We start from the raw sequence: 11,559 nt of genomic DNA, 5'->3' as shown, positions 1-11,559 counted from the left end.
GTGTAGGTTTGCCACGCTATTTAGTTATTAGTTGCTAGCGATTAGTTGCTAGTTACTAGCTGCTCATCGTTCTCTTGGTGATTTGAGCGGAGGGGGCACACCCGGTCCCATCTCGAACCCGGCCGTTAAGCCCTCCAGCGCCGATGGTACTTGGACCGCAAGGTCCTGGGAGAGTAGGCCATCGCCAGGGGAACTGCAATCATTCGCGAGCGACCGCAAGGTCGCTCGCGCTTTTTTTTGTCCACGAAGGGACACGAAGTGTCACGAAAGCCTGCGCGCGGCACGTGCTGGTCTTCACCTTTACTTCCTCGCTCTGGCTCGCTTCTTGTGTCTTCGTGTCCCTTCGTGGATTTCAGGTAGAATACACTCGCTATGCCCCTCCAAATCACCAGTCTGCAAAACCCGCGCGTTAAGCAGGTCGTGCGCCTGCGCGACAAGCGCGACCGCATCCGCGAATGGCTGATGCTGGTCGAGGGCCGCGACGAGCTGCTGATGGCGCTCGAAAGCGGCGCCGTGCCGCGCACCTGCTACTATTGCCCCGCGCAGATTCGCGATGCCGACCAGGCGCAGATCCTGGCGCGCCTCGCCGGCATCGGCGCCGAGCTCGTCGAGGTCGCGGAGCCGGTCTTTGCGAAGATGGCTTACCGCGAGAACCCGGACGGCTGGCTGGCCGTCTTCCCGCGCCCGGACCGCACCCTGTCCGGCCTGCGCCTGCCGCCCGCGCCGCTGCTCGTCGTCGCCGAGGCGGTCGAGAAGCCCGGCAACCTGGGCGCGATCCTGCGCTCCGCCGACGCCGCCGGCGTCGATGCGGTGCTCGTCTGCGATCCGGTCACCGATGTCAGCAATCCGAACGTGGTTCGTGCCTCGCGCGGCACCGTCTTCACCGTGCCGGTTGTCGAGTCGCCGGCCGCCGACGCCTTCCGCTGGCTGCGCGAGCGCGGCATCCGCATCGTCGCCGCGACGCCGCACGCCTCGATCGACTTCACGGCCGCCGACCTGCGCGGCTCGGTGGCGATCGCCGTCGGCGCGGAGGACATGGGCCTCTCGCCGCTCTGGATGGACGGGGCCGATGTCGCCGTGCGCATTCCGATGCGCGGGCGCGTCAACTCGCTCAACGTCGCCACCTCCGCGACGCTGATGATGTACGAGGCCTTGCGCCAGCGCTCTACCGGGTAGGGTGGGGTTGTCATGCCGGCGAAAGCCGGCATCCAGATTAGGCGCTGCGATGACCAAGCAACCCTGCGTCTATCTGCTCGCGAGTCGCCGCAATGGCACCCTCTATGTCAGCGTAACCTCGAATCTGTTGCGCCGTGTGTGGCAGCACAAGAGTGACGAGGTCGATGGTTTCACCAAGCGGTACAGTGTACATTTACTCGTTTGGTATGAGTTACACGACAGTATGGCGAGTGCCATTGCCCGCGCGAAGACCATCAAAGAATGGAAGCGGAAGTGGAAATTGGAGTTGATCGAAGCGTCCAATCCGGAGTGGCTCGACCTGTCAGTCGATTTGGCTTGACTGGATTCCGGCGGTGCTCTGCGGCCTCAAGCCGCAGAGCGTTAACCGCCCGCTGGCCCGAAGCCAGCGGGCAACCCGCCGGAATGACGTCTGGGATTCGCAGCGAGCATTGGGTAAGCAGTGGATCAATCGCGCGGCAATTTGGGGGGCGCTTCCGGCTATGTTAAAATGACTCATCAGTGGGGCGTGGTGCAGTGGTAGCACATCGGACTTTGGATCCGCTGACGGTGGTTCGAATCCATCCGCCCCAGTCTGCGTCACAATCAGCCGAGACAACCGTCTCGGCTTTTCTATTGCGCGCAACCCTCTGTTTTCTGCATACCCTGTCATATTTCTTCCCGCCATCCGTTATTATTAGCAGAAGCACATCATCGATGTTAACACGATCTGGAGTGTGTCTGTGACTTTCCTGTGGCGCTCATCGCCAGGCGAGGCTCCGCTGGCCGATGCCGATTCATTTGCCGCGATGTACGAGAAGAATCATCTGCACGTCTTTCGCTTCCTGATGGCGCTCTGCGGCGGGCAAGCCCAGGACGCGGAAGACATGACAGCCGAGACGTTCCTGCGCGCCTGGGACGCGCGGCGGCGCTTCCGTGGAGATGCCGATGCCGTATTGCGCTGGCTGTTCACCATCGCGCGGCGCATCCTGATCGACCGCCGCCGCTACGCCGGGGCCCGCCCTGAGGCTGACCTGGACGAAAACGCGCCGGACGACGCGCCCGAATCCGAGGCGATTCTGTTGCGCGCGGAGCAGATGCAGGAGGTTGTGCAGGCGTTGCAGCGCCTGCCGGTCGCCCAGCGCGAAATGGTCGTCCTACGCTATGTGATGGGCTGGCGCGTCAATGCGATCGCCGCGCACCTGCAGATGCCGGAGAACACGGTCTCGGTGTCGTTGCGGCGCGCCCTGCAGCATCTACAACGCTGGCTGTCGCCAGCCTGAGGAGGAGTTCACGATGAATAACAAGCAGAATGATCGGCGCTCGCTGGCGGACCTGCTGCGCGGCTATGCGCCCCGCCCGGGCCCGGCGTTTCAGGCGCGCATGACCGATGCGCCGTGGCAGAAGCCGGCACGCGCGCCGGGATGGGGACTCTGGCCGCGGCTGGCCGTCGTGGCGGCGAGTCTCCTTCTGATCGCCGTGGCGGTCACGCTGGCGACCCCGGAAGCGCGCGCTTCGCTGTCAAGCTGGCTCGGGCTGGGCGTCAGCCCGTCCGCGGTGGTGACGCCGCCCGCCGTGATGCCGGCCGATCTGGTGTCGAGCGCGAAACTGTCGGAGATTTCGCAGAGCGCCGGCTGGACGGCTGCCGCGCCCGGCTGGGTGCCCGAAGGGTATCGCTTCGGGCAGGCCAACTATGATACACGTAACGGCCTGGTGTATATGTCGTTCCTGGCGACGCGGCAACTGCCCGGCGGCGACCCGAAGCTGACGCAGACGAAGGCGCTGTCGCTGGTGCAGGCGCGCCAGAACACGCTGATCCCCTTGCAGGTCGCGCCGACCACGAGCGTGCAGGACGTGACGGTGAACAAGCAGCCCGCCGCCTATGCCGTCGGCGCGTGGAAGTCGGAGTTTGTGCCCAAGGCCGGCGAGCCCGGCGGCGGCCACATGGAGTCGCGCTGGCGCGGCGACCTGGCCGTGCAGAACGTCTTCTGGCAGGTCGGCGCGGTATACGTGGTGCTCATCAGCGATGACGCAGCCGTGACGCGCCAGGATCTGCTGAAGGTGGCCGACAGCGTGCGGTAAGTCTGAATGTGAGGGCAGGCCGGTGTCGCGGAAAAATGTCGCAGACGCCCGATCTGCCGGCATGCCCAAACAGTCATTGCGAGGAGCGCCGTTTGCGACGAAGCAACGCTAAAGCACCGCTTCGCTGTATCCTCAACGCGGAAGTCGAGATTGCTTCGTCGGCACAAAACGCCTCCTCGCAATGACCATCCGAGCAGCGACACGCTGACGAGCTTCGAGAGTTTGCCGGTATACCCGGGGTAAGGCAGCGAACTGGCTCCTGTCCGGGTGCCTGTGGTAAAATGAGTCGAGACAACCGTCTCGGCTTTTTTATACGGTGGAACTTCAGCCGCTCCGGCGGCGTCTCTTCTTCAGGCAACGGCAAACCCGCCGCGCGTCACGGCGCGCGCCGTAGCGTGCAACGGGTCAACGGACCATGCGACACTGGAGGAGCCCATGCAGAAGAACTCCGTGCAGTATACGCTCGTCGGCGCGGTCGTCATCGCTCTGATCGCCTTGAGCAGTTGCGGCGGCGCGCCGACGCCTTCATCGGCGGCGCCGTATGCGGCGGCCGCGACCAGCGCCCCGGCCATGCCGACGACCGCAGCGGCAGCCGCCCCAACGGCCGCCGGCCGCAGCGCCGCTCCGGCCCCGGCGGCCGCAGCAACCAGCGCCCCGCAGGCCAGCGCTGGCGGCGCGCCGGCGAACGCCGCGCCGATCGATCGCAAGATCATCAAGAACGCCCAGCTTTCGATCGTCGTCGAGAATGTCGACACGGCGGTGATGCGCCTGACCGGCATCGCCTCCGATGTCGGCGGCTACCTGGTCGGCAGCCGCACCTTCGTGGAGGGCAACCGCAAGGGCGGCCAGGTGACGCTCTCCGTGCCGGTCGACAACTTCGAGCCGTCGCTGAACCTGGTGCGCAAGGTCGCGCTCACGATCGAGAACGACGTCGCCACCAGCAGCGACGTGACCGAGCAGTTCGTCGACCTGCAGTCGCGCCTCATCAACCTGCAGGCGACCGAGGCGCGCATCCGCGAGTTCCTGGTCAAGGCGCAGACCGTCGACGAGGCGCTGAAGGTCAACGCGCAGTTGAGCGACATCAGCCGGCAGATCGAGGAGATCAAGGGCAAGCTGAACGCGATGAACGCGCGCACGGCGTACTCGACGATCACGGTCGATATGCGCGAACTGGTGCCGACGCCGACCCCGACGGCCACCCCGACGGTGACGCCGACGCCCACCGCGACGCCGACCGCCACGCCCAACGTCTGGCATCCCGATCAGACATTAACGACGGCCGTGACGGCCCAGACCAACATCCTGCGCCAGCTCGGCGACGCGCTGATCTGGTTCGGCGTGATCCTGCTGCCGTACCTGCTGGTTGCCCTGCTGGTGTTCGTCGTCATCCGGCGGCTCGTGCGTAAGTAGCGGCCGTCGCTATGTGGTACAATGAGCCGAGACCACCGTCTCGGCTTTTTGTTGTTATCCGTGCCGTGCAGCGTCTCTTGGGCTACCGATCGCTGGCAAGTGATGGAAACACAGTCGATGACAACTCCGAGCGCAGCCCTCAATCGCGGGCGCACTCAGCCCGGCTGGACGTTCTTGCTGCTCTGGTTCGCGGCGACCTTTGTAGGCATGCTCCTTTATGGTCTTCCGGTCGGCGCCGTCCAAATCGCCCTGGGCTTGGATCGTCTGGACGACCCTCAACGTGCCGGCGAAGTCACCGCGTGGATGCTGCCGCCAGCCGCCGTCCTGTGTGGCGCCGCCATGGGCGCGACCATCGGCCTGGCGCAGTGGTTGGTGTTGCGCCGGGCGTTGAAGCGCATCGCGGGTGGGTGGCGGCCACGGCGGCCGGGTACGCCTCCATCGGCCTGCTGCCCCTCCTCGCGGGCTTCTTTCAACCGGGCTGGCCGGATTGGGCATTCACGCTGATCATCAACGATAAGATGCACTGGCTCGCACGGGTGGCATGGCCGGCAGCATCGTGGCCGGCCGGGGCCATCACGCTGACCATGTTTGGGGCCGTGCTGGGGATCATGCAGTGGCTGGTACTGCGCCGACGCGTCTATCAAGTGGGCTGGTGGATCGCGATCAGCACGGGAGGCTGGGCGCTGGCGGCGGTTCTGAGTATTGTGCCCTCTGACATTTTAGTCGTTTTAGCGTCGTGGATGGTGCCGATGATAGGCACCGGCGCCGGCACGGCGAAAGTTGGTGATGCGCCAGGGACGCACACTCGCGCATGGAAATGGCCGTGTCGGTGTAGGGACGGGTCTTTGACCCGTCCGGTTGGCCAGGTCAAAGACCTGGCCCTACGCCTAGAGTTGCCTATTTCCATGGGAGTTGGTGATGCGCCAGGGACGCACACTCGCGCATGGAAATGGCCGTGTCGGTGAAGGGACGGGTCTTTGACCCGTCCGGTTGGCCAGGTCAAAGACCTGGCCCTACGCCTAGAGTTACCTATTTCCATGGGAGCCGGCATCCAGTCCACAATCCTGGACTCCGGCTTCCGCCGGAGTGACGATGTGACGTATTGGTACGACGAACTGATCGGGTATCGCTCTGATCGGGAGTCGCGCCACGAAAGCATTGAGCAAGGAGGCACACATGATAGCAGGAGAGAATAGAAAGCCCGCGTGGCTCTTCTATCCCGCATGGGTGATCGTGAGTGCGATCAGCTTGCCGATCGCGTGGGTCATCGCCTGGGCCATCATGGCTCAGGTCGTGAAAGCCGTGGGGGACACGATCCAGGTGGGAGGACAAAGCCACATCACTGAAGATTTCCTGTTCATCTATTTCATCTTGCCCGTACTGGGGCTGGTGGCCGGTTTGCTCCAATATCTTTTGCTCCGCCGCTATCTGCCGCGCATGGCGTGGTGGGTTGCGGCCACGGCGCTCGGTTGGTCGCTGTTGTCCGCGCTGATGGGTGTCGTCACGTTCTCGGCGGGCGTCGTGCCGCCCGCCGTCGTCATTGCGCTGATCGGCGTGGCGACTGGCGTACCCCAGTGGCTGGTGCTGCGCCGGCGTGTGCCACGCGCGGCGCTGTGGATTCTGGCCAGCGTGCTCGGCTGGGGCATCGCGTTCCTCCCCCTCGGATCCAGCGCGAGCCAGGCGGGGGCGCTGACTGTGGCGTTGCTGCCATCGATCGCTGCGAGCATTGCCTGGTGGCTGCTGCTGGATAAGCTGCCGCAACGCGAGCGCAGCGGGGGCAATGCTCCACGCGACACGTCGGCACCAATCGGCGTCCGTTAGCGCGGGGCGTTTGGACCACGAAGCGCACGAAATGCCGCGATAGACGCGAAAGGTGCGCGCTTTCGCGCTTTTCGCGCCCTTTCGTGCCGTTCGTGGTCCAAACGCCCGACGCCTGTGATAGAATGGCTTTGCCGGTGTCGATGGTTCAAGGAGACTTATGCATCGCTTTCTGTCTCTGTGTGTTATGGCCGTCTGGCTCGTTGCCTGCGACGTGTCGCCCTATGGAAACGCGCCAGATGCGTTGCCGTCCATCGCTCACGTTGGAAGAGTTGTGGAAGTCACCGAAATCTCGATTCACGAGCAACGGGGTGAGTTTCGAACCTTCACGGACTGGTCTGCCCTGACCATCGTTGGCCAATACGACTTGATGCCGGTGACCACTGGATATACGGGTACAGCCAGTTTTTCGGTGCGCGGTGCCTACGGTGATTGGAACAATGTGGCGACGGCGACCGAGAGCCTCACGCTTCCAAAATCAATCGTCTCACAGTTTCTTTCAATGCTGGCTGCATCGCCAGTTACGGCTGTGATCTATAGGGCTGTCCCAACGAGGACTGAAAGCTTGTCGTACGAAATCTCTATTGACATTGCCGCTTTCAATAACCGCACTTTTGATAACACAACGGTTTTCCGCTCGACTTCTCATGAGGCGGGCCGCGTCCCCTGGTTGGTGTCCGTGAGCGGCGGTAAACAGGGCATGATTGACGTGGATACGCCACAGAAAGCTTATGACGTTCTACGGCCGTATTTGAAGCAAGACGTGCAACGCAAGATGATTGATGCGGCAAAGGGGAGCAAGTAGCGCACTGGCGATGCGCGGAGGCTTTGGAACACGAAGCACACGAAACGGACGCGATAGACGCGAAAGGGTGCCGCGCATACCGTTTCGCGGTTTTCGCGGTCTTTCGTGCTGTTCGCGGTCCAAGCGGTTGACGCCCCGTTCTCGCGCTGATTTGCGCAGACATGGTGGAAAGCGATAAACTGATCGCATTCAGCGGAGATTAAATTCGCGCGATTCGGTTCGCGTGCGGCCAAAGCTTATGAGGTTATCACGGACGTCTTCGGGTCAGCTGCGATCGAGGTGTCCCGGCAAGAGGATCGGCCTCGATACGCAGGTTGACCATAGCCTTCGCAACTAACGGGAGAACCACGATGACGCACGGCAGCCTTGTGCAGGAAAAGAACGTCATGTTGAACGGCTTGCGGTTCTATTACCGCGATTGGCCAAACGATGCCGCACCAGTATTAGTCATCTTGCCCGGTTTGTCGGAAACCGCGCACTCCTGGGATTCTTTCGCCAGGGCGATGCAGGATCGCTTTCGTGTGTTGGTTCTTGACCAGCGCGGGCACGGTCGCACCGAGTGGGCCACCGATTATCGCATTGAAAGATGGGTGGAAGACATCGACGCCTTTGCGTTGGCGCTGCAATTGCCGTCATTCGCTTTGCTCGGACACTCAATGGGCGGCAGAAATGCGTGGTTCTATATGGCAGCGCATCCAGAGGCGGTAACGAAACTGATCATCGGTGACATCGCGCCACAGATTGGCCCGGGAATACTGCCGGCAGGTACCACGTCGGATGATGTGCCGGAGCATAAGGTATTCAACAATGTGGAGTCGGCAATTCAAGAAAGGCAGGCACATTCCCCGACCGTAGGCCCTGAGGAAATCCGCTCGACCGGACTTGCCAACCTGATTCAACGCGCAGACGGCCACTGGACTTATCGGTGGGATCCCATCCTGATGTCGCCAAGTCTGTCGAAACGGTATCCCGGAGCAGGCGCGGAATGGGCTGCGCTCCGAAAGATCGCCTGCCCCACATTGCTGGTGTTGGCTTCCGAAACCGAAATCGAACCGGAGACATCGGGTCGCATGGCCGCCGAGATGGCAAATTGCCAGATCGTTACGATACCCAACTGCGGTCACTACTTGCAGGGCGAAAACTTGAGCGGCTTGGTTTCCGCCGTGCGCAGCTTTCTTCAAGTATGACCAAAAGCTGGGAACGAACCCTTTGTTGAAAACAGCTGGCACTCTGCAATTGCCCTAGATCAGAAGGCCCTTGGGTTCGATGTGAGTGATGTGAGTCCGCCCGCCCCGGCCTGCGTTATAATCAACTGAGACTGTAGTCTCAGTTTTTTGTTATCTGCCCACGAGGTACCCCATGAACACACTCGCCGTCGTGCTCGCCGCCGGGATGGGCACGCGCATGAAATCCAAAACGCCGAAGGTGCTGCACCGCATCGCCGGGCGGCCGATGGTGATGTACGCCGTCCGCACCGCCGCTGAAGTGACCGGCGCGACGCCGGTGGTCGTCGTCGGCCACGAGCGCGAGACGGTGCAGGCGGTCGTCGGCGACGCGGCCCGCTTCGTCCTGCAAGGCGAACAGCGCGGCACCGGCCACGCCGTGCTCGTCGCGCGCGACGCCCTGCGCGAGGCCGACACGGTGATCGTGCTGTACGGCGACACGCCGTTCGTCAAGCCCGACACCCTGCGCCGCCTGATCGAACTGCACGTCGCGACGAATGCCAAAGTCTCGCCGCTTACCGTCGTGTCCGACGATTCGATGGCGTTCGGGCGCATCACACGCGACGCCGGCGGGCAGATCACCGGCATCGTCGAGGAAGCGGTCGCCACGCCGGAGCAACTGCGCATCCGCGAACTGAACTGCGGCATCTACTGCTTCGACGCCGCGTGGCTGTGGGCCAACCTGCCCGCGCTGCCGCTGCGCCCCAAGGGCGAGTACTACCTGACCGACACGGTCGAGTTGGCGGTGCGGCAGGGCGAGCGGATCGCCTCGCTGACGATCGACGACATCGCCGAGGTGATCGGCATCAACGACCGGGTGCTGCTGGCGCGCGCCGAGAAACTCGTGCGCGCGCAGATCCGCGAGCGCTGGATGCGCGCCGGCGTCACGCTGGCCGACCCCGATACGACCTACATCGATGCCGACGTGGAGATCGCGCGCGACGTGACGATTTTGCCGAACACGCACCTGCAAGGCGCGTGCGTCATCGGCGAGGACGCCGTGATCGGCCCCAACAGCATCGTGCGCGACTCGCGCATCGGCGCGCGCTGCGTCGTCACCGCCTCGGTTGTCGAGGAGGCGGTCATGGACGACGACGCCAATATCGGGCCGTACAGCCACCTGCGCCCCGGCGCGCAGATCGGCAGCTTCACGCACCTCGGCAACTTCGTGGAGGTCAAGAACTCGACCGTCGGCCGGCACGTCTCGGTCGGTCACTTCAGCTACATCGGCGATGCCACGCTCGGCGACCGCGTCAACATCGGCGCGGGCACGATCACGATGAACTATGACGGCGTGCGCAAGAACCATACCGAGATCGGCGACGATGCGTTCATCGGCTGCGATTCGCTGCTGCGCGCGCCGGTGACGGTGGGGGCGGGCGCGACGACCGGCGGCGGGTCGGTGGTGACCAAAGACGTGCCGCCGCGCACGGTCGCGGTCGGCATGCCGGCGCGGGTCATCCGGCGCAAGGATGGAGCATAATGGACGCACACGATCAGGAACTGCTGGCGGCGGCGCGCGCCGCCTGGGAACGGGCGTATGCGCCATATTCGCGCTACGCCGTGGGGGCTGCCCTGCGCGGCAAGTCGGGGCGCATCTATCCCGGCGCCAACGTGGAGAATGCGGTCTACCCGCTGACGATCTGCGCCGAGCGCACGGCGGTCGTCACGGCCGTATCGAGCGGTGAGCGCGAGTTCACGGCGATCGCGGTCGTGACGGCCAACGGCGGGACGCCGTGCGGCGCGTGCCGGCAGGTGCTGGTCGAGTTCGCGCCCGGCCTGCGCATCATCGTCGCCGACCTCGACGGGCACGCGACAGTTTATGCGTTGAGCGAGCTGTTGCCGCACAGTTTCGACGCCAGCAAGCTGCCATAAAGTAAATTACCTCGGCCCCTTCCAAAGCTGACGTTACCCTCTCCCTAACCCTCCCCCGCGACGCAAATGTCGCGTCGCAAGGGAGGGGATTAACTCCTTCCCCTGTTCGCTGCCGTTGCGAACGGGGGAAGGCTGGGAAGAGGGCCGGACGTTGGAAGCCCCGTGTGCGGCACCCCCGCAGGTTGCGCAGTTCGATTCGGCAAGTATAATCATGCCATGAGCAGAGAGCGCGTTTATCGGGTCGATGCGCTGATCCTGAAACGCGCCGACATGGGTGAAGCCGACCGCCTGCTGACGATCTACACGCCGGCGCGCGGCAAGCTGCGCGTCGTCGCCAAGGGCGCGCGCAAGCCGCAGAGCCGCAAGAGCGGGCATGTCGAGCTGTTCACGCATGTGAACCTGCAGATCGCGCGCGGCCGCTCGCTGGACATCGTCACGCAGGCCGAGATCATCGACCCGTTCCTGGCGCTGCGGGGCGACCTGTCGCGCACGGCGTATGCGTACTATGCGGCCGAATTGGTCGACCAGTTCGCCGAAGAGGAGCAGGCGAACCCGGCGGTCTTCGACCTGCTGCGCGACGCGTTCGGCTGGATCGGCCAGACGGGCGACCTCTGGCTGACCACCCGTTTCCTGGAGATGCACCTGCTGGCGTTCTTCGGCTACCAGCCGCAACTGCACAACTGCGTGCTGGGCGACGAGCCGATCGAGCCGGTGGACAACTACTTCGATGCGGCGCAGGGCGGCGTGCTCTGCCCGCGCCATGGGGAGGCGCTGAAGGAAGCGCGCCCGCTCTCCCTGAACGCGCTCAAGGCGCTGCGCTTCATGCAGTCGCGCGAGTACGCCGAGGTGATGCGCGTGCAGTTCGGCGCGCCCACGCGGGCCGAGGTCGAAGCGGTCATGCAGCGCTATATCCAGCATGTGCTGGAGCGGCGGCTGAAATCGACCGACTTCCTGCGCCTGCTGGAGCGCACGAGTTAGGGCATTTTGCAAAAACACCGGTACGCCATGCGGTTCGCCGTGTAGGGGCAGGTCTTTGACCTGCCCGCCGGACAGGCCAAAGGCCTGTCCCTACATTCGGCGTGCGGACCTGTGGCGCTATATCGGATTATTCCGCAAACCGCTCTACGGCAGACCTCACAGGTTTCTAAAACCTGTGAGGTCTTGGGTGGTAGC

11 protein-coding genes, 1 tRNA gene and 1 rRNA gene are annotated in these 11,559 nt (G+C 63.8%); all 13 read left to right on the top strand.

Going from position 1 to position 11,559, the window contains the following annotated elements; genetic code table 11:
• The first annotated feature begins 73 nt into the window (after positions 1-73).
• Positions 74-190: ribosomal RNA gene (rrf, locus tag HZB53_05660) — 5S ribosomal RNA — on the top strand.
• Positions 191-372: 182 nt separating this feature from the next.
• Positions 373-1,176 (top strand): RNA methyltransferase, encoded by an 804-nt coding sequence (locus tag HZB53_05655; GenBank protein MBI5877118.1) that lies wholly within the window; start codon positions 373-375, stop codon positions 1,174-1,176.
• Positions 1,177-1,225: 49 nt separating this feature from the next.
• Positions 1,226-1,516, top strand: coding sequence for a GIY-YIG nuclease family protein (locus HZB53_05650; GenBank protein MBI5877117.1), 291 nt, complete (start codon positions 1,226-1,228; stop codon positions 1,514-1,516).
• Between the two features lie 180 nt (positions 1,517-1,696).
• Positions 1,697-1,767, top strand: a tRNA-Gln gene (locus tag HZB53_05645).
• 149 nt (positions 1,768-1,916) lie between these two features.
• Entirely contained in the window at positions 1,917-2,456 is a 540-nt protein-coding gene (locus tag HZB53_05640; GenBank protein ID MBI5877116.1) for a sigma-70 family RNA polymerase sigma factor, read from the top strand.
• 13 nt (positions 2,457-2,469) lie between these two features.
• Positions 2,470-3,255, top strand: coding sequence for a hypothetical protein (locus HZB53_05635; GenBank protein ID MBI5877115.1), 786 nt, complete (start codon positions 2,470-2,472; stop codon positions 3,253-3,255).
• Between the two features lie 435 nt (positions 3,256-3,690).
• Positions 3,691-4,665 (top strand): DUF4349 domain-containing protein, encoded by a 975-nt coding sequence (locus HZB53_05630; GenBank protein ID MBI5877114.1) that lies wholly within the window; start codon positions 3,691-3,693, stop codon positions 4,663-4,665.
• Between the two features lie 1,176 nt (positions 4,666-5,841).
• Entirely contained in the window at positions 5,842-6,486 is a 645-nt protein-coding gene (locus HZB53_05625) for a hypothetical protein (GenBank protein ID MBI5877113.1), read from the top strand.
• 157 nt (positions 6,487-6,643) lie between these two features.
• Positions 6,644-7,288 (top strand): hypothetical protein, encoded by a 645-nt coding sequence (locus HZB53_05620; protein ID MBI5877112.1) that lies wholly within the window; start codon positions 6,644-6,646, stop codon positions 7,286-7,288.
• Positions 7,289-7,638: 350 nt separating this feature from the next.
• Positions 7,639-8,475 carry an alpha/beta hydrolase gene (locus HZB53_05615; protein MBI5877111.1) on the top strand — a complete coding sequence of 279 codons (837 nt, stop codon included), beginning with the start codon at positions 7,639-7,641 and terminating at the stop codon, positions 8,473-8,475.
• Between the two features lie 172 nt (positions 8,476-8,647).
• Positions 8,648-9,994: a bifunctional UDP-N-acetylglucosamine diphosphorylase/glucosamine-1-phosphate N-acetyltransferase GlmU gene (glmU, locus tag HZB53_05610; protein MBI5877110.1), complete on the top strand. Its 1,347-nt coding sequence runs from the start codon at positions 8,648-8,650 to the stop codon at positions 9,992-9,994.
• Positions 9,994-10,386: a cytidine deaminase gene (gene cdd / locus HZB53_05605; protein MBI5877109.1), complete on the top strand. Its 393-nt coding sequence runs from the start codon at positions 9,994-9,996 to the stop codon at positions 10,384-10,386. Before glmU ends, cdd begins: the two co-directional genes overlap by 1 nt.
• 216 nt (positions 10,387-10,602) lie before the next feature.
• Entirely contained in the window at positions 10,603-11,364 is a 762-nt protein-coding gene (gene recO, locus HZB53_05600) for a DNA repair protein RecO (GenBank protein ID MBI5877108.1), read from the top strand.
• The last annotated feature ends 195 nt before the right edge of the window (positions 11,365-11,559 follow it).

Source organism: Chloroflexota bacterium, from assembly GCA_016235055.1.
GTDB lineage: Bacteria > Chloroflexota > Anaerolineae > JACRMK01 > JACRMK01 > JACRMK01.
This window is presented reverse-complemented; position numbering and strand designations above follow the sequence as displayed.

Coding starts and splice junctions, on each gene's coding strand:
- HZB53_05635 (MBI5877115.1), top strand. CDS start 2,470: ATGAATAACAAGCAGAATGATCGGCGCTCGCTGGCGGACCTGCTGCGC.
- HZB53_05655 (MBI5877118.1), top strand. CDS start 373: ATGCCCCTCCAAATCACCAGTCTGCAAAACCCGCGCGTTAAGCAGGTC.
- HZB53_05625 (MBI5877113.1), top strand. CDS start 5,842: ATGATAGCAGGAGAGAATAGAAAGCCCGCGTGGCTCTTCTATCCCGCA.
- HZB53_05630 (MBI5877114.1), top strand. CDS start 3,691: ATGCAGAAGAACTCCGTGCAGTATACGCTCGTCGGCGCGGTCGTCATC.
- glmU (MBI5877110.1), top strand. CDS start 8,648: ATGAACACACTCGCCGTCGTGCTCGCCGCCGGGATGGGCACGCGCATG.
- HZB53_05650 (MBI5877117.1), top strand. CDS start 1,226: ATGACCAAGCAACCCTGCGTCTATCTGCTCGCGAGTCGCCGCAATGGC.
- HZB53_05615 (MBI5877111.1), top strand. CDS start 7,639: ATGACGCACGGCAGCCTTGTGCAGGAAAAGAACGTCATGTTGAACGGC.
- HZB53_05620 (MBI5877112.1), top strand. CDS start 6,644: ATGCATCGCTTTCTGTCTCTGTGTGTTATGGCCGTCTGGCTCGTTGCC.
- cdd (MBI5877109.1), top strand. CDS start 9,994: ATGGACGCACACGATCAGGAACTGCTGGCGGCGGCGCGCGCCGCCTGG.
- recO (MBI5877108.1), top strand. CDS start 10,603: ATGAGCAGAGAGCGCGTTTATCGGGTCGATGCGCTGATCCTGAAACGC.